The 16,490-nt window shown below is 61.4% G+C and carries 15 protein-coding genes; 9 read left to right on the top strand and 6 right to left on the bottom strand.

Translation table 11 applies throughout. The features are described from left to right. Positions 1-153: 153 nt before the first annotated feature. Positions 154-756, bottom strand: coding sequence for a LysE/ArgO family amino acid transporter (locus AB4O45_RS07210; RefSeq protein WP_016773432.1), 603 nt, complete (start codon positions 754-756; stop codon positions 154-156). Between the two features lie 96 nt (positions 757-852). On the opposite strand from AB4O45_RS07210, the gene AB4O45_RS07205 reads away from it, so the two are divergent. From AB4O45_RS07205 to AB4O45_RS07190, 4 genes are all read left to right on the top strand, one after another. Next, entirely contained in the window at positions 853-1,740 is an 888-nt protein-coding gene (locus AB4O45_RS07205) for a LysR family transcriptional regulator ArgP (RefSeq protein ID WP_150741911.1), read from the top strand. Between the two features lie 99 nt (positions 1,741-1,839). Next, positions 1,840-2,832 (top strand): NAD-dependent epimerase/dehydratase family protein, encoded by a 993-nt coding sequence (locus tag AB4O45_RS07200; protein WP_460161249.1) that lies wholly within the window; start codon positions 1,840-1,842, stop codon positions 2,830-2,832. Between the two features lie 116 nt (positions 2,833-2,948). Then, the gene (locus AB4O45_RS07195; protein WP_252878805.1) at positions 2,949-3,806 is read left to right on the top strand and encodes an ATPase; all 858 of its coding nucleotides are present in this window, start codon (positions 2,949-2,951) and stop codon (positions 3,804-3,806) included. A gap of 134 nt (positions 3,807-3,940) precedes the next feature. Beyond that, positions 3,941-4,789: a cache domain-containing protein gene (locus tag AB4O45_RS07190; RefSeq protein ID WP_095181439.1), complete on the top strand. Its 849-nt coding sequence runs from the start codon at positions 3,941-3,943 to the stop codon at positions 4,787-4,789. Between the two features lie 123 nt (positions 4,790-4,912). On the opposite strand, the gene AB4O45_RS07185 is transcribed toward AB4O45_RS07190, so the two are convergent. Together AB4O45_RS07185 and pobA are read right to left on the bottom strand one after the other, a co-directional pair. Then, positions 4,913-6,430 carry an MDR family MFS transporter gene (locus tag AB4O45_RS07185; protein WP_150637410.1) on the bottom strand — a complete coding sequence of 506 codons (1,518 nt, stop codon included), beginning with the start codon at positions 6,428-6,430 and terminating at the stop codon, positions 4,913-4,915. A 78-nt stretch (positions 6,431-6,508) separates the two neighbouring features. After that, positions 6,509-7,702 carry a 4-hydroxybenzoate 3-monooxygenase gene (gene pobA / locus AB4O45_RS07180; RefSeq protein ID WP_460161248.1) on the bottom strand — a complete coding sequence of 398 codons (1,194 nt, stop codon included), beginning with the start codon at positions 7,700-7,702 and terminating at the stop codon, positions 6,509-6,511. 175 nt (positions 7,703-7,877) lie between these two features. Between pobA and AB4O45_RS07175 the strand changes: the two genes are divergently transcribed. Continuing rightward, on the top strand, positions 7,878-8,768 hold the full coding sequence (locus AB4O45_RS07175; RefSeq protein ID WP_460064975.1) for a helix-turn-helix domain-containing protein: 891 nt from the start codon (positions 7,878-7,880) through the stop codon (positions 8,766-8,768). A 130-nt stretch (positions 8,769-8,898) separates the two neighbouring features. On the opposite strand, the gene AB4O45_RS07170 is transcribed toward AB4O45_RS07175, so the two are convergent. Both AB4O45_RS07170 and AB4O45_RS07165 read right to left on the bottom strand, forming a co-directional pair. Then, positions 8,899-9,075 (bottom strand): hypothetical protein, encoded by a 177-nt coding sequence (locus AB4O45_RS07170; protein WP_016773438.1) that lies wholly within the window; start codon positions 9,073-9,075, stop codon positions 8,899-8,901. A gap of 218 nt (positions 9,076-9,293) precedes the next feature. Then, entirely contained in the window at positions 9,294-10,199 is a 906-nt protein-coding gene (locus AB4O45_RS07165) for a LysR family transcriptional regulator (protein ID WP_460161247.1), read from the bottom strand. Between the two features lie 113 nt (positions 10,200-10,312). On the opposite strand from AB4O45_RS07165, the gene AB4O45_RS07160 reads away from it, so the two are divergent. Both AB4O45_RS07160 and AB4O45_RS07155 read left to right on the top strand, forming a co-directional pair. Beyond that, positions 10,313-11,191, top strand: a complete 879-nt coding sequence (locus tag AB4O45_RS07160) for an MBL fold metallo-hydrolase (protein ID WP_056789950.1) — start codon at positions 10,313-10,315, stop codon at positions 11,189-11,191. Between the two features lie 45 nt (positions 11,192-11,236). Next, on the top strand, positions 11,237-11,851 hold the full coding sequence (locus AB4O45_RS07155; protein WP_041479836.1) for an NAD(P)-dependent oxidoreductase: 615 nt from the start codon (positions 11,237-11,239) through the stop codon (positions 11,849-11,851). 323 nt (positions 11,852-12,174) lie between these two features. On the opposite strand, the gene AB4O45_RS07150 is transcribed toward AB4O45_RS07155, so the two are convergent. After that, positions 12,175-13,056 (bottom strand): LysR substrate-binding domain-containing protein, encoded by an 882-nt coding sequence (locus AB4O45_RS07150; RefSeq protein ID WP_460161246.1) that lies wholly within the window; start codon positions 13,054-13,056, stop codon positions 12,175-12,177. A gap of 218 nt (positions 13,057-13,274) precedes the next feature. Here AB4O45_RS07150 and AB4O45_RS07145 point away from each other — a divergent pair, with 218 nt between their 5' ends. After that, positions 13,275-14,912, top strand: coding sequence for a 5-guanidino-2-oxopentanoate decarboxylase (locus AB4O45_RS07145; protein ID WP_460161245.1), 1,638 nt, complete (start codon positions 13,275-13,277; stop codon positions 14,910-14,912). After that, positions 14,909-16,360: an aldehyde dehydrogenase family protein gene (locus tag AB4O45_RS07140; RefSeq protein ID WP_460161244.1), complete on the top strand. Its 1,452-nt coding sequence runs from the start codon at positions 14,909-14,911 to the stop codon at positions 16,358-16,360. The genes AB4O45_RS07145 and AB4O45_RS07140 overlap by 4 nt, the downstream gene beginning before the upstream one ends. The last annotated feature ends 130 nt before the right edge of the window (positions 16,361-16,490 follow it).

Here is a 16,490-nt window from a genome sequence, read left to right as displayed (position 1 = left end):
TTGCGGTGAGCGCAAGGCCGATCACGGGCGGCCGGAAATGCACCGGCGAGTTTTTACTCTTTGCGGCGCAGGGTTCGGATCATAGCACCGGGGTCGCGCCTTAACCACGCAACAACTGTGTGGGATAGAGGTTCCAGAGCCTTTGGCAATTATTCATCCGGCGATGATCAACTGCGCGGCGACGGCGAACATCATCAACGCCACCACCAGATCGAGAATGCGCCACGTGCTCGGGCGTGCCAGCCATGGTGCCAGCCACGCCGCGCCGAGGGCCAGGGTGAAAAACCACAGCAACGATGCACTCGCCGCACCGACCACATAAGCGCCCGGCACCGATTGCTGCGCGCCCAGCGAGCCGATCAGCAATACCGTATCGAGATAAACGTGGGGGTTGAGCAAGGTCACCGCCAGCGCGCTGAGCATCACTGCACGCAGCGAACGCACGGTCTGGTTTTCGCCTTGCTCAAGGCTCTGCTTCGAACAGGCCCGGCGCAGTGCCTGGCTGCCGTACCAGATCAGAAACGTCGCACCGCCCCAACGGGCGATCGCCAGCAGGGTCGGGTTCTGCGCGAGGATCGTCGCCAGGCCGAACACCCCGGCCGCGACCAGAATTGCGTCACACACCACGCACAATGCCGCCACCGGCAAATGGTGTTCACGGCGCAGGCTTTGCGCCAAGACAAAAGCGTTCTGCGTGCCGATCGCCATGATCAGGCCGAACGCCACCAACAGGCCGTTTACGTAGCTTTGCCACATGGGAGAGATCCTTGAAAGAGAGTGCTTGCTGGCTATTCTCCGGTGTGACGCTGTATAAGAAAAACCAATAGTGCTGATCGCCCATTAGGAAAACTGATGTTCGACTATAAATTGCTTTCCGCGCTCGCCGCTGTGGTCGAGCAGGCCGGATTCGATCGCGCCGCACAGGTGCTCGGCCTGTCGCAGTCGGCGATTTCCCAGCGCATCAAATTGCTTGAAGCGCGGGTCGGCCAGCCAGTGCTGGTGCGCGAAACACCGCCATCGCCGACCGAGATCGGCCGACGCTTGCTCAACCATGTGCAGCAGGTGCGTCTGCTCGAGCGCGACTTGCAATCAGTGGTGCCGGCGCTGGACGAAGAAGGCCTGCCCGATCGCCTGCGCATCGCCCTCAACGCCGACAGCCTCGCCACTTGGTGGGCCGAGGCCGTCGGCGATTTCTGCGCCGAGCAGCATTTGTTGCTCGACCTGATCGTCGAAGACCAGACCGTTGGCCTCAAGCGCATGCGTGCCGGTGAAGTGGCCGCATGCCTGTGTGCCAGCGAGCGGCCGGTGGCGGGAGCCCGCAGCGTATTGCTCGGCGCCATGCGTTATCGGGCGCTGGCCAGTCCAGCCTTCCTCGCTCGGCATTTTCCCGAAGGCGTGCGCGCCGAACAGCTGCCGCGCACCCCGGCGCTGGTGTTCGGTCCGGACGATTTCCTTCAGCATCGCTATCTGGCGCTGTTGGGCGTCGACGGCGCGTTCGAGCACCATTTATGCCCGTCCTCCGAAGGCTTCATCCGCCTGATCGAAGCCGGTCTGGGCTGGGGCCTGGTGCCGGAACTGCAGGTGCGCGAGCAGTTGCAACGCGGGGTGCTGCGCGAATTGCTGCCAGATAAACCGATCGACGTGCCGCTGTACTGGCATCATTGGCGCAATGGCGGCCAGTTGCTGAATCTATTGACCGAACAACTGCTGCGCTCCTCAAAGCAATGGCTAGTGGCTTGAACGCAGCAACAAGCGTCAAGCTGCAAGCGGCAAGAATACGTACCGTTTCAACTTGCAGCTGAAAGCTCGAAGCTTGCAGCTGCTTCCCTGGAGTTTTTGATGAAGATTTTGGTTACCGGCGCCAGTGGCTTTATTGGCGGGCGCTTTGCGCGTTTCGCCCTGGAGCAGGGCCTTGAAGTGCGGGTCAACGGTCGCCGGGCCGAGAGCGTCGAGCATCTGGTGCGCCGGGGCGCGGAGTTCGTGCCGGGCGATCTGAGCGACGCCGATCTGGTGCGCGACCTGTGCCGTGACGTCGAAGCCGTGGTGCATTGCGCCGGTGCGGTTGGCGTGTGGGGGCGTTATCAGGACTTTCATCAGGGCAACGTCGAAGTCACCGAAAACGTCGTCGAAGCCTGCCTCAAGCAGCGGGTGCGGCGGCTGGTGCATCTGTCGTCGCCGTCGATCTATTTCGATGGCCGCGACCATGTCGGTCTGACCGAAGAGCAAGTGCCCAAACGCTTCAAGCATCCCTACGCCGCGACCAAGTATCTGGCCGAGCAGAAAGTCTTCGGTGCCCAGGAATTCGGTCTGGAAACCATCGCCCTGCGCCCGCGTTTCGTCACCGGTGCCGGCGACATGAGCATCTTTCCGCGCCTGCTGAAGATGCAGCGCAAGGGCCGGCTGGCGATCATCGGCAATGGCTTGAACAAGGTCGATTTCACCAGCGTGCAGAACCTCAACGAAGCCATGCTCAGCAGCCTGTTGGCGCAAGGTTCTGCGCTCGGCAAGGCTTACAACATCAGCAACGGTACGCCGGTGCCGCTGTGGGACGTGGTCAATTACGTGATGCGGCGGATGGACGTCGATCAGGTGCGCAAATATCGCTCCTACGGTCTCGCGTACAGCGTCGCGGCGCTCAACGAAGGCGCGTGCATGCTCTGGCCGGGACGCCCGGAGCCGACCCTGTCGCGCCTGGGCATGCAGGTCATGAAGAAAAATTTCACCCTCGACATCAGCCGCGCCCGGCATTATCTCGACTACGATCCGAAAGTCAGCCTCTGGGCTGCCCTCGATGAGTTCTGTGCGTGGTGGAAAGCCCAGGACATCCGTTGAAACGATTCGGCTGGGCGGCAATGAACCGCCTTGCGGGTTGAGGGTCAATGCCTGCGGCTGCGGCGGTTATACTTCGCAGCATTTAGCCATCACCGCGTTTGCCAAAGGTTGCCTCAATGTCCATGCGAAACGATGCCCACGACGACGATTTCGATAACGTGCCAAGCCTGCGCGCTGACCCGTTCGACGACGATGACATCGCGCCCAGCCCCCGTACTTCCGTGCATTCGCGCAGCGCGCCAGTGGTCAAGGTCAGGGCCGCCAGCACCGGGCCGCTGTGGGCGCTGGTCGGTGCGTTGTTTTTCGCCTTCATCGGTCTGGCCTGGTGGAGCTTCCAGCAGATCTCGCTGATGGAACAGCAACTGGTCGCCACCCAGGAAAGCTTCGCCCGCATCAGCGAGGAAGCGGCGGGGCGCCTGCAGGATATTTCCGGCAAGGTCGTCGCCAGCCAGAGCAACGTCAACAGTGACAGCGAAGCGCTGAAGCTCCAGATCAAACAACTCGAAGGCAAGCTGCTCGACCAGAGCAAGCAACAGCAAGGCGTGGCCGGGCAGGCCAGTGAGCTGGACAAGCGGCTGGCGCAAATGACCGCGCAGACCACCGAACAGCAGAACGCCAATACGCAGTTGCAGGCTCAGGTCAAAGCCTTGAGCGCCGAGCTGGCGACCATCAAAAGCACCCCGGCCGATACCAGCAAGGTCGATGCGCAGTTGAAAGCTTTCGACGCCCAGTTCAAAAGCCTCGGTGCCGATATCGCCGCGCTGAAGAAACAGGGCAACCCGAGCGCGGCGATCGATCGTCTGGAGCAGGACATCGTCGTGCTGAAAAGTCAGCAGGACAATCGCCCGGCAGCGCCGCAGGGTGGCGGCAATACCGCCGAGTTCGATGCGTTCCGCGCGCAGATGACCCGCAACCTCAACACCTTGCAGGCGCAGATCCAGAACCTGCAGCAGCAGATCAATTCCCGCCCGTAGCGACTGATCTGTTGTCCGGAGGGCTTTGTCCCCCCACCACAGGGGTCTGTAATCCCCTGCATCATTCTGAATACTCGTACATCAGCCCAAGCCGTCTACGCTCTTGAGACACCAAAAAGAACGAGGGATGCGCTATGGGGTTTTTGCATAAAGTGGCCTGGCTCGGCCTGATTCTGCTGGCCGGTTTCGGCCAGGCCAGCGCCGCCACCGCCGCCAAGGATGACAGTCAGGCGGCCATCGCCCTGCTGGAAAAAGCCTTGGCCTACTACCACGACAATGGCGACAAGGCCTTCGCCGCCTTCAGCCGCCAGGGTGAGTTCGTCGACAAGGATCGCTACGTCTTCGTCCTCGACACCAAAGGCGTCATGCTTGCCAGTGGCGGGCCGTCATCGGCGCTGATCGGCCGTGATGTCAGCGAAGTGCTCGGGCCGGATCTGCAGAAGGCGTTCAAGGATGCGCTGAAAGTGCCGGAAGGCAACGGCATCCAGCAGGCCGAATACCGCTGGCAGAACTGGGCCGACGGCAAGGTCGAGCGCAAGCATGTGTTTTATCAGCGCGTCGGGCAGCGGATTCTCGCGGTGGGTTACTACTTGCCACGGGCCTCGGCTGAGCAGGCCAAGGCCTTGCTGGACAAAGCCGCGACGGATCTGGGCAAGGACGAGAAGGGCACGCTGGTTGCGATCAACTCGCTCAAGGGCGGATACCTGCAGGATGACCTGTATGTCTTCGTGGTCGATCTGAACAACCAGCGTTATGTCGCCCACGGCACCAATCTGCGCTTGATCAACACTGATTTTGGCAAGGTCAAGGACCCGGAAGGCAAGCCAGTGGGCGAGCCGATTCTGGCGCTGATCGGCAAGCAGGATGAAGGCGAATACGAATACCGCTGGAAAAACCCGGTAACCGGCAAGATCGAGGACAAGCATGCCTACCTGAAAAAGGTCGGGCACTTCCTCGTCGCGGTGGGTTACTACAGCCCTTGAGCGAACACCGTTCCCTTGTGGGAGCGAGCCTGCTCGCGAAGCGGTGTGTCATTCAGCTATGTGTCGGCTGACACCGCGCATTCGCGAGCAGGCTCGCTCCCACAGTGGTATTTGTTGCGGCAATTATTTCGCGCCGTGCTCCCGTCCGCGCAGCAGGTTGTTCGGCATGGCAATCGCCGCTGCCAGCCCCAGCAACGACACTGCCGTGCTGACCCAGAGCAAGTGGCGGAAGGTCACCAGCAGCTCCGCGCGCAAAGCGTTCTGCGCTTCGCCGGGTGCGGCGTTCAGGCCATCGAGCAGGACGTTGCCCGAATGCCCTTCGCTGATCAGCGAACTGTTCGTCAGGTGGGCGAAACTGGAATCGTGCAGCAACGCCAGCAGCAGCGCCGACATCAACGCCACGCCCACCGCGCCGCCCAGTGAGCGGAACAGGTTGGTGGTGCTGGTGGCGACGCCGATGTCGCGTTGTTCCACCGAGTTTTGCGTGCCGACCAGCGAGGTCGGGAACTGCATGCCGCCGGCGATGCCGCTGAGCAGCATGAACAGACCGCTGAGCAGCGTTGCTTGTGGCGGACTGAAGGCCATGCCGAGAATCGAGATCGGCATGAGGATCGCCCCGGTGAGAATCTGCGGTTTGTAGCGTCCGGTAATCGAGGTGCGGCGGCCGGCGAAATAGGCACCGATCGGCAAGCCCATCGCCAATGGCAGCAAGTGCAGCGCTGCGCTGTCGGCGCCAGCGCCGGTGACGCTTTGGAAACGCAATGGCATCAGCACGATCAGCGAGATGGCCTGGAAACTGGTGAAGAAGATCGTGCACCAGCACAGCAGCGCGCTGCGATTGGTGAACAAGTGCATCGGCAGCAATGGCTCACGTGCACGGCGTTCATGCCAGACGAACAGCGCCAGCACCACCACGGCGCAGGCGAACAGGCCGAGCACTTCGCCGCTGCGCCATGAATGACCCTGGCCGACTTCGGTGATGCCGAGCAGCAACGCCGTGAGACCAATGATCATCAGCACCGTGCCGAGGTAATCGATCACCGGTTTGCGCTGCGGAATCGGCAAGCCGCGCAGGTTGCGCCGTGCCACCCACCACGCGCCAAGCCCCAGCGGCAGGTTGATCAGAAACACCCAGCGCCACGATAGGTATTCGGTCATGTAGCCGCCGAGCACCGGGCCGGCGACGCTGGCCACGGCGTACATGCTGCTGAAGTAACCCTGATAGCGCCCGCGTTCACGTGGCGGGACGATGTCGCCGATGATCGCCTGACTCACCGAGATCATGCCGCCGGCGCCGATGCCCTGAAGGATCCGCGCCAGCACCAGTTGTTCCATGCTCTGCGCCATGCCGCAGAACAGCGAGGCGAGGGTGAACAGGCCCATGCCGAACAACATCAGTTTGCGCCGCCCGTACAGGTCGCCGAGTTTGCCGTAGATCGGCACCGCCACGGTCATCGCCACCATGTAACCGGAAATCACCCAGGCCAGCAGGCTGACGTCCTTGAATTGCGCGGAGATCGCCGGCATCGACACGGCGACGATGGTCTGGTCCAGCGCACCGAGGAAGATCGCCATCATCAAGGCGACCAGCACGCTGCGAATGGCCGGTTTGGGCGTTTCAGGTTGATTGAGAGTGGTCACGGGCGAGCCTGCGGGCATTGATGGACCCGCGCGGCCATCGCGCGCGGGTGGATGCTCGCAGTGTAAGTCGGTAGGAAGCTATTCGATAGCCTCGTACGGAAGCCCGACGTAATTTTCTGCAATGGTTTTTTGCCCGGCTTGCGAGCTGACAAAATAGTCCAGTTCCGAAGCGCTGATGCGCTGGCTGAACTCATCGTGATCGTCGAAGCGATGCAGCATCGAAGTCATCCACCAGGAAAACCGCTCGGCTTTCCACACCCGGCGCAGGCAGATTTCCGAGTATTTTTCCAGCAGATCAGTGCGGCCTTCGCGATACACCTTCAGCAGAATATTGAACAACGTGCTGACATCGCTGGCCGCCAGGTTCAAGCCCTTGGCGCCAGTGGGCGGGACGATGTGGGCGGCGTCGCCGACCAGGAACATCCGGCCGTATTGCATCGGTTCGACGACAAAACTGCGCAGCGGCGCGATGCTTTTTTCGATCGAAGGGCCGGTCACCAGTTTTTCCGCGAGGGCATCCGGCAGGCGTTTTTTCAGCTCATCCCAGAAACGCTGATCGCTCCAGTCATCGACGTTTTCATCTGCCGGGACTTGCAGGTAATAGCGGGTGCGGGTGGCCGAACGCATGCTGCACAAAGCGAAGCCACGCTCGTGGCGGGCATAGACCAGTTCGTCGTGAACCGGCGGCGTGTCGGCGAGAATGCCCAGCCAGCCGAACGGGTAGACCCGTTCGAAGATCTTCAGGCAATCGGCCGGAATCGACTGCCGCGCGACGCCGTGGAAACCATCGCAACCGGCGATGTAATCGCAATCGACGCGCCAGCTTTCACCGTCCTTTTCGAAGGTGACGAAAGCTTCGTCGCTTTTCATGCCGTGGGGAACGACATTGCTCGCCTGATAAATTGTCGGTGCCCCCGCGTCCCGACGAGCGGCCATCAGGTCGCGGGTGACCTCGGTCTGACCGTAGACCATTACTGTTTTTCCGCCGGTCAGAGCGTGCAGATCGATGTGCACCTGACGCCCGTCCAGCGCCAGATCGAAGCCGCCATGAACCAGACCTTCGGCATCCATTCGCTGACCGACGCCGGCCTGACGCAGCAGCTCTACCATGCCTTGTTCAAGCACACCGGCACGGATGCGCCCAAGAATGTAATCAGGCGTCTGGCGTTCGAGGATCAGGGTTTCGATGCCAGCGTTGTGCAGCAACTGGCCGAGGAGCAGTCCGGAAGGACCGGCGCCGATAATGGCGACTTGGGTTTTCAGGGTTTTCATTGTTTTTATGACTCGCAAGCTTCACGCAGCAACAGCCGGTGAATGATTTTATGGATCGAGTGCTTGCATTTTTCCCTTGCGGGTCTGTCAATTGAAGGTGAAAACTGAGCCGATACCTGTACATTCTGCCAATCGGTGCGATTATCGCCCAAAAACCAGAGGCCTGGATTGAAGTATGAACAAGCCTGCCCTGCCTTCTATTCCGGTGTTCAAGCTCTACGGTGAAAGCCTGGACTGGCCGACCCCGGACTTGCTGCACTGTGAAACCATTTCCTCGCGCAGTCGCGAACATCATTGGGAAATCAAACCTCACCGCCACGCGGATCTGTGCCAGCTGCTGTTCGTTTTCAAAGGTCAGGCGGAGCTCGAAATCGAAGGCCAGCGCACGCAACTCGAGACGCCAGCGATTCAGGTGCTGCCACCGTTATCGGTGCACGGGTTTCGTTTTTCCGAGGATGTTGAAGGCTTCATCGTCACCTTGGCCACGCCGCTGATCAATCATTTGCAGGCGCAATTGGGCGATTCGGTACACGCGCTGGCTCGGGCGGAAAATTACCCGGCCGGCAAGGATGGCGATTATCTCAACAGCCTGTTTTCAGCGTTGCAGGCCGAGTACAACGGCCATCAACCGGCGCGGGAAATGCTCATGCATTCGCTGGTCAGCGTGATCATGGTCTGGGTCAGCCGCCAGGCGATCGTCCGCCACAAGGCCAGCCAACGGCCGCAACGCCAGCGCGAATACCTCAACGGTTTCATTCAGTTGGTGGAAGAGACTTACCGCCAGCACGTCAAGGTCGAAGACCTCGCCCATCGCCTGGGCATCTCCGTGTCGCATCTCAACGGCACCTGCCGTGAACTGGCCGGGCAACCGGCGTTGCAGATCATGCACGAGCGTCAGTTGCTGGAAGCCAAGCGCCTGCTGACCTACACCAGCATGACGATTTACGAGATGTCGGAGTTGCTTGGTTTTTCCGATCCAACCAACTTCACGCGCCTGTTCCGTCGCCGGGTGGGGATTTCGCCAAAGGCATTCCGCGACCGCTTGAAGGCCGAGCAACAATCCTGATGCGCTGATGAGCCCTGTGGGAGCGAGCCTGCTCGCGAATACGGTTTTTCATTCAGCAACTAGGCTGGCTGACACAGCGCATTCGCGAGCAGGCTCGCTCCCACAGCAGTTGCATTCCAGCGCAGGTCTATCAGCGCAATGCGTTCAGCGTGGCATTGTGCGGAATACACCGCTCATAGTTGCAGCTCGCATACTCACGCGGCAGCTGGCGCAACTGCTCGACCCGCCAGGCAGCGGTGCCGTACAGCGCCAGTGTGGCGGCGCAGGTGATGAAGATGGCGGCGTATCTTTTTGTTTTGATGTTCATGGTGTTCGACCTCTGAACGTCTACCTTGCGGTATTACTTTGAGCATAGGTCAGCGGCGCGTACTTGCCAGCGAGTGCGCTTGAGGATTTAGCCGGCCATTCAGCGAATTGATGCCTATGTGGGAGCGAGCCTGCTCGCGAAGGCGGTGGTCCAAGCGACATCAATGTTGAATGTACTGGCCTCTTCGCGAGCAGGCTCGCTCCCACAAGGGATCGGGTTTACAGGCCGGCATCCCAGGCCGGGGCCTCGGGAAAGCGCTGCACAAGAAAGTCGAGCATGCTGCGCAGTGCCGCCGGCATGTGTTTGCGTGAGGCGTACACCGCGTAGATATTCATCTGGCGCGGTTCTGCGTGTGGCAGCAAACGCAGCAGTTCGCCGCTGTGAATATGCACGCCAGCCTGGTAGCTCGGCAGCATCGCCACGCCCGCGCCGGCCAGGGTTGCGCGCAGGAGGGTGCTGGCCTCGTTGGCGCTGATATTGCCCTGCACCGGCACCGAAACCGGTTCGCCATCCTCCTCGAAATGCCACAGGCTCTTGCCGAAATAGGAATGAGTCAGGCAGTTGTGTCGGCTCAGTTCCTCCACCCGCAACGGCGCCGGATGCTCAAGCAGATACGCCGGTGCTGCGCAGACCACCGAGCGGCACACGGTCAGGCGCCGGGCGATCAGATTCGGATCAAGATCATTGCTGGTGCGAATCGCCAGATCGATGCGTTCATCGACCAGATTCACCGTGCGGTCGAGCATTTGCAGATCGATGCTCACGCCGGGGTAAAGCCTGACGTACGCCGCGACCGCATCGGCCAGTTGCGCTTGGCCAAACGAGGTGCTGACGCTGATCCGCAGCAGTCCGCGCGGCGCTTCATGGGGTTCGCTGACGGCGGCCTGCATGTCGTGCGACAGGTCGATCATCTGCCGGCAGCGCGGGAGGATTTCGCTGCCGGCGGCGGTCAGGCTCAATTTGCGCGTGGTGCGGTGCATCAGTCGCGCACCGACCCAGTCTTCCAGCTCCGCCAGATAGCGCGACACCACCGGCCGCGACAGGTCGAGGTGGTCGGCCGCCGCCGACTGGCTGCCCAGGTCCACGACCGTGACGAATACCCGCATTGCTTGAAGCCGATCCATGATTTGCCCGCTTTCAGAAACAAACTATGTCCAAGCATCGCATTTTTTGTACTGAGTCTGGCAACTAAGCTCTGTTGCATCGCCAGACTGGCATTCGCAATCCGGAGCAACACATGATCGGCTTCACCCCCTTCAAACGCGTTCTGCTCGCCGCAGCATTTTTCGGCTTTGCCGCCCATGCATCCGCTGCCGAGCTGAGCCTTGATGTCTACAACCCGGGCACCCAGGCGATTTTCCCGGTCAGCTCGGTGCTGGTCAGCGGTGAGAAAGAAGCGATTCTGGTCGATGCGCAATTCGGCAAATCCCAGGCCGAGCAAGTGGTGGAAAAAATCCGCGCCAGCGGCAAGCAATTGACCACCATCTACATCAGCCATGGCGACCCGGATTACTACTTTGGCCTCGACACCCTGACCAAGGCATTCCCGCAAGCCAAAGTATTGGCTTCGCAGCCGACCGTCGATCACATCAAGCACACCGTCGACGGCAAACTGGCCTACTGGGGGCCGAAAATGGGCGCCGATGTGCCGGCGAAAACCATCGTCCCGGACGTGCTCAAGGGCGACAGCCTGACCCTCGAAGGCAAGCAATTGCAGGTGATCGGCCTCGACGGCAAGCAACCGGATCGCAGCTTCGTATGGATCCCGTCGCTCAAAGCAGTGGTCGGTGGCGTAGTGGTCGCCGAGAACATTCATGTGTGGATGGCCGACACCCAGACCGCGCAATCCCACGCCGATTGGCTGCACACCCTGCACACCATCGAAAGCCTGAAACCGCAAACCGTGGTGCCCGGTCATTACCTGGGTGACAGCAGCCGCTCGCTGGCCAGCGTGAAATTCACCGCCGATTACATCAAGGCCTTCGATGCCGAAACCGCCAAGGCCAAAGACTCCGCTGCACTGATCGCGGCGATGAAAAAACGCTACCCGCAACTCGGCGAGGAAAGTTCGCTGGAACTCAGCGCAAAAGTCGCCAAGGGCGAGATGCAATGGTAAGCCGAACCTGAACATGCAGCCTTTTCAAGCCAACTGGAGAATGTCATGAGCAAGATCGCAATCATTGGCGCCACCGGCCGTGCCGGTAGCCAATTGCTGGAAGAAGCCCTGCGTCGCGGCCACAGCGTCACCGCCATTGCCCGCGATACCTCGAAGATCGGCAGCCGTGCCGGTGTCGTCAGCAAGAGCCTCGACGTACTGGATTCGGCAGCGTTGCAAGCGGCGGTGGCCGGTCACGACGCAGTGATCAGCGCGGCGCATTTCGCCTCCGTCCCGGCCTCGGCGATTGTCGGACCGGTAAAACAGGCGGGCGTGAAGCGCTTGCTGGTGGTCGGCGGCGCCGGTTCGCTGTTGCTGCCGGATGACACGCGGGTGATCGACAGTGCCGGTTTCCCGGCCGAATACAAAGCCGAGGCGAGCGCAGGTGCTGAGTTTCTTGATGCGCTGCGTCAGGAGCAGGAACTGGACTGGACCTTCCTGTCGCCGTCGGCGGAGTTCGTCGAGGGTGAGCGCAGTGGCACATTCCGCGTCGGCAAGGATCATCTATTGGTCAGTGCCGAAGGACGCAGCTGGATCACATTTGCCGATTACGCGATTGCGCTGATTGACGAAGTGGAAACGCCGAAGCATTCGCGGCAGCGTTATACCGTCGGGTATTGAGTCAAGCCTTTTCCCCTCACCCCAGCCCTCTCCCGGGGGAGAGGGAGCCGACCGAGTTGTCTTGCGTCACACATTGACCTGAACGACCGTGTCGATTGTGGATTCGGCGTGGCTGTGTCAGGTCGATGAATTTCTTGAGTATCCCCAATCAGTTCCCTCTCCCTGGGGAGAGGGAGCCGACCGAGTTGTCTTGGGTCACGCATTGACCTGAACGACCGTGTCGATTATGGATTCGGCGTGGCTGTGTCAGGTCGATGAATTTCTTGAGTATCCCCAATCAGTTCCCTCTCCCTGGGGAGAGGGCTAGGGTGAGGGGAGAGGCTTCAGCGCAAATGAGCCTGCTCAACCAGCCAGAGCATCAGTTCCTCAAGTTGCGGCGAGGGTTCGGCTCCAGCAGGCACCACCACGTAATACGCCAACCCCGTCTTCACCTTCAACGTAAACGGCATCACCAGTCGTCCAGCGTTCAGATCATCACCAATCAGCGACCAGTCCCCGATCGCCACCCCCGTGCCGTGCGAGGCCATCGACATCGCCTGATCCAGCGTTTCGAAATGCTGCCCGCTGCCAAGGTTGCCCAGTCGCAATCCCGCCGCGTCGAGCCACACCGACCAGTCCTGAATGTCGTGGGTCGGGTGCAATAACAAGTGTTCCTGCAGGTCCTCTGGTGAATTCAGCGCCGGCGAGCCTTTGAGCAGTTGCGGCGAGCAGACCGGTGTCAGTTGCTCGTCGAACAGATGCAGTGCGCCTGGCGAATTGTCCGGCGGCGGACCGTAGATCACCGCGGCGTCGAATTGCTCGCGCTGGAAATCCACACCGTGTTGCAGTGACGCCGTCAGTTTCACCGGCACGTCCGGGCGTTCCTTCTGCCATTGCAGCAGACGCGGCAGCAGCCAACGCATCACGCAGCTTGGGGCCTTGAGTTGCAACGTCTGGTGTCTGAGCCCGATCTGCTCGGTCGCTTCACTGATCAGCCCGAAAACCTTCTCCACTTGTGGCAGCCATTCGCGGCCTTCGGCCGTCAGCGCCAGACCTCGGGCCAGACGGATGAACAGCGGATAACCGAGCTGTTCTTCCAGCCCGGCGATCTGCCGGCTCACCGCGCCCTGAGTGATGTGTAACTGCTCGGCGGCGCGAGTGAAATTGCAGCATTGCGCGGTGATCCAGAACGTATGCAGAGCGGGCAGGGGTGGCAGGCGTTTCATGGCGATCCGAGGTATGACGTGGCGACATGGCTAGTATGACTTTTAATCGATTGTTGCTGCCAGTTGCGCACCGTTCCAATGGGCACTCCACGGACCCTGTGGGAGCGAGCCTGCTCGCGAAGACGGTTCAAGGTTCGACACGGATGTTGGCTGGACCGCTTATTCGCGAGCAGGCTCGCTCCCACAGGGAGTGTTCAGTGAATGAAAGGGCAATCAACATGGCAACGTGCGGCGAAGTACTGGTCAGGCTGTTGGAAAATTACGGGGTCGAGCAGGTGTTCGGCATTCCCGGTGTGCACACCGTCGAGCTGTACCGAGGCCTCGCGCGTTCAAGCATCAACCACGTCACGCCTCGCCACGAACAGGGCGCCGGGTTCATGGCTGACGGCTACGCGCGTACCAGCGGTAAACCCGGTGTGTGCTTCATCATCACCGGCCCGGGCATGACCAATATCACCACGGCCATGGGCCAGGCTTACGCCGATTCGATTCCGATGCTGGTGATCTCCAGCGTGCAGTCGCGCAGTCAGTTGGGCGGAGGGCGCGGCAAGTTGCATGAGCTGCCGAACCAGAGCGCACTGGTCGGCGGCGTCGCAGCGTTCTCGCACACGCTGATGTCGGCTGCCGAATTGCCGGCGGTGCTGGCACGTGCGTTTGCCTTGTTTCAGGCCGGACGACCACGACCGGTGCACATCGAAATTCCGTTGGACGTGCTGGTGGAAGAGGCCGATGAATTGCTCGCCAGCCTGCCGGTGAATATCGATCGCGCCGGCGCCGCACCGGCTGCCGTGAGCCGCATGAGCGAAATGCTGGCCAGCGCGCAACGTCCACTGATTCTTGCTGGCGGCGGTGCTATCGACGCGGCGCCGGAGCTGACCCGACTCGCCGAACTGCTCGACGCTCCAGTGGCGCTGACCATCAACGCCAAAGGCATGCTGCCGACCAGCCATCCGTTGTTGATCGGTTCGACGCAAAGCCTGGTCGCCACTCGCGCACTGGTCGCTGAAGCCGACGTGGTGCTGGCGATCGGCACGGAGCTGGCCGAGACCGATTACGACGTCACTTTCGCCGGCGGCTTCGAGATTCCCGGCAAGCTGCTGCGCATCGACATCGATGCCGATCAGACCGTGCGCAACTACCCGCCGCACGTCGCACTGGTCGCTGATTCGCGCAACGCCGCGCAAGCCTTGCTCAGCACGCTGACGCAAAAGCCGCTGGCCGAGCGCCGCAATGATTGGGGCCATGTTCGCGCCGCGCGCCTGCGTAATGAATTGGCGGCGAGCTGGGATGCACCGACGCTGGCGCAGACGCGTTTCCTCGAAACCGTGTTGCACGAGCTGCCTGACGCGGTGTTCGTCGGCGATTCCACGCAACCGGTGTACACCGGCAACCTCACTTTCAACCCCGAGCGTCCACGTCGCTGGTTCAACGCATCCACCGGTTACGGCACCCTCGGCTATGCGTTGCCGGCGGCGATCGGTGCGTGGCTCGGTGGACAACTCGATAACGGCGCGCGCCCGCCGGTGGTGTGCCTGATCGGTGACGGCGGCTTGCAATTCACCCTGCCGGAACTGGCCAGCGCCGTTGAAGCACGGGTGCCGGTGATCGTGCTGCTGTGGAATAACCAGGGTTACGAGGAGATCAAAAAGTACATGGTCAACCGCGCCATCGAACCGGTTGGCGTGGACATCTACACCCCGGACTTCGTCGCCGTGGCCAAGGGCCTCGGTTGCGCCGCGCAAGCCATCAGCAGCATCGACGAATTGCGCGCAGCGCTGCGTAAAGCGACGGACCGGCAAGGCCCGACGCTGATTGAAATCGACCAGAACCAGTGGATGCAGGCGGTGGCCCAATGATCAGCTTTCCAACCACACTCGACGGGCTCTACATCAATGGCCAATGGTCGTCGGGCCGCGAACATCTGCGGGTGATCAACCCCGCTACCGAAGCGCTGCTGACCACCGTCAATGGCGGCGACGAACAGGCCGTCGACCAGGCGATCAGCGCGGCGACCGAGGCGTTCAAACACTGGTCGACAACCACCGGCGCCGAACGCGCTGCGATCCTGCGCAACATTGCCAACGGCGTGCGCAACGGTCGCGATCACTTGATGAATCTGCAGTCGAGTAATAACGGTAAACCGCAGTACGAAGCGGCCATCGATGTCGATGACGTGATCGCCACTTTCGACTATTACGCCGAACTCGCCGAAGGCCTCGACGCCGGTCAGGACAGCAACGTGCCGTTGCCCAGCGATGATTTCAGTGCGCGCCTGCGGCGCGAGCCGTGCGGCGTGGTCGGGCTGATCGTGCCGTGGAATTTCCCCATGGTCACCACCGCTTGGAAGCTCGCCCCGGCGCTCGCCGCCGGTTGCTGCGTGGTGCTGAAACCTTCTGAAGTGACGCCGCTGCCGGAGCTGGAACTGGCCGCGATCATCGCTGCATCCGGGCTGCCCGACGGCGTGTTCAATCTGGTCTGCGGCACCGGGCTGGCGGTGGGCGCGCCGTTGTCGGCCGATCCTCGCATCGCCAAGATCTCCTTTACCGGCAGCAACGCTGTGGGTGTGCAGGTGATGCAACGCGCTGCTGAAACCGTGAAGGGTGTGAGCCTGGAGCTGGGTGGCAAATCTTCCTTGCTGGTGCTGGCGGATGCCGATTTGGATCTGGCGGTGGAACTGGCTTGTGGCGGGGCGTTCTTCAACGCCGGGCAGATGTGCTCGGCCACCAGTCGGGTGCTGGTTGCCGAGGAATTGATGGATGAGTTTCTTCAGCGTCTGCAAAAGCGCGCAGAGGAGATTCGAGTGGCCGATCCGTTCGATCCGGACGTGGAGATGGGCGCGCTGGTCAATCAGGCGCAGTACCAACGGGTGCTTGGGCATATTGATCGCGGCCTGAGTGCGGGGGCGCGTTTGCTCTGTGGCGGCAATCGTCCGGCGCATTTGCCGCGCGGTTATTTCCTGCAACCGACGGTGTTCACCGACGTGCCGCTGGACAGCGCGTTATGGCGTGAAGAGATTTTCGGCCCGGTGGTGTGTGTGCGCGGTTTCGGCAGCGAGGCTGAAGCAATTGCCTTGGCCAACGACAGCCAGTTCGGCCTGGTCGCGAGCGTAGTGACACGCGATGCCACCGCAGCAGATCGCGTGGCCAATGCCTTGCAAGCGGGGCTGGTGTGGATCAATGCTCCGCAGGTGATCTTCCCGCAGACGGCTTGGGGCGGTTACAAGCAGAGCAGCGTCGGGCGCGAACTGGGGCCTTGGGGGTTGGCGGCGTTTTTGGAGATCAAGCACGTCGTGCGCGCGGTGTAGAAGCCTGCCCTCACCCCAGCCCTCTCCCGGAGGGAGAGGGCTGGGGTGAGGTGTCTTGCGTTCTCCGTCGACCTGAAAAACCGAGTCGATTATGGATTTGAAGGTCATCAACCCAACGCCGGGTTGGCCT

The organism is Pseudomonas sp. S2_B10 (assembly GCF_054668425.1).
The sequence above is the reverse complement of the archived record's forward strand: the minus strand, read 5'-3'. Positions and strand labels throughout refer to the sequence as shown.

What these genes read in the sequence shown, in the direction of transcription:
- AB4O45_RS07190 (WP_095181439.1), top strand. Translation starts at nt 3,941, where the DNA reads ATGGGGTTTTTGCATAAAGTGGCCTGGCTCGGCCTGATTCTGCTGGCC.
- AB4O45_RS07165 (WP_460161247.1), bottom strand. Translation starts at nt 10,199, where the DNA reads ATGGATCGGCTTCAAGCAATGCGGGTATTCGTCACGGTCGTGGACCTG.
- AB4O45_RS07170 (WP_016773438.1), bottom strand. Translation starts at nt 9,075, where the DNA reads ATGAACATCAAAACAAAAAGATACGCCGCCATCTTCATCACCTGCGCC.
- AB4O45_RS07195 (WP_252878805.1), top strand. Translation starts at nt 2,949, where the DNA reads ATGTCCATGCGAAACGATGCCCACGACGACGATTTCGATAACGTGCCA.
- AB4O45_RS07150 (WP_460161246.1), bottom strand. Translation starts at nt 13,056, where the DNA reads ATGAAACGCCTGCCACCCCTGCCCGCTCTGCATACGTTCTGGATCACC.
- AB4O45_RS07210 (WP_016773432.1), bottom strand. Translation starts at nt 756, where the DNA reads ATGTGGCAAAGCTACGTAAACGGCCTGTTGGTGGCGTTCGGCCTGATC.
- AB4O45_RS07155 (WP_041479836.1), top strand. Translation starts at nt 11,237, where the DNA reads ATGAGCAAGATCGCAATCATTGGCGCCACCGGCCGTGCCGGTAGCCAA.
- AB4O45_RS07140 (WP_460161244.1), top strand. Translation starts at nt 14,909, where the DNA reads ATGATCAGCTTTCCAACCACACTCGACGGGCTCTACATCAATGGCCAA.
- AB4O45_RS07200 (WP_460161249.1), top strand. Translation starts at nt 1,840, where the DNA reads ATGAAGATTTTGGTTACCGGCGCCAGTGGCTTTATTGGCGGGCGCTTT.
- pobA (WP_460161248.1), bottom strand. Translation starts at nt 7,702, where the DNA reads ATGAAAACCCTGAAAACCCAAGTCGCCATTATCGGCGCCGGTCCTTCC.
- AB4O45_RS07160 (WP_056789950.1), top strand. Translation starts at nt 10,313, where the DNA reads ATGATCGGCTTCACCCCCTTCAAACGCGTTCTGCTCGCCGCAGCATTT.
- AB4O45_RS07205 (WP_150741911.1), top strand. Translation starts at nt 853, where the DNA reads ATGTTCGACTATAAATTGCTTTCCGCGCTCGCCGCTGTGGTCGAGCAG.
- AB4O45_RS07145 (WP_460161245.1), top strand. Translation starts at nt 13,275, where the DNA reads ATGGCAACGTGCGGCGAAGTACTGGTCAGGCTGTTGGAAAATTACGGG.
- AB4O45_RS07175 (WP_460064975.1), top strand. Translation starts at nt 7,878, where the DNA reads ATGAACAAGCCTGCCCTGCCTTCTATTCCGGTGTTCAAGCTCTACGGT.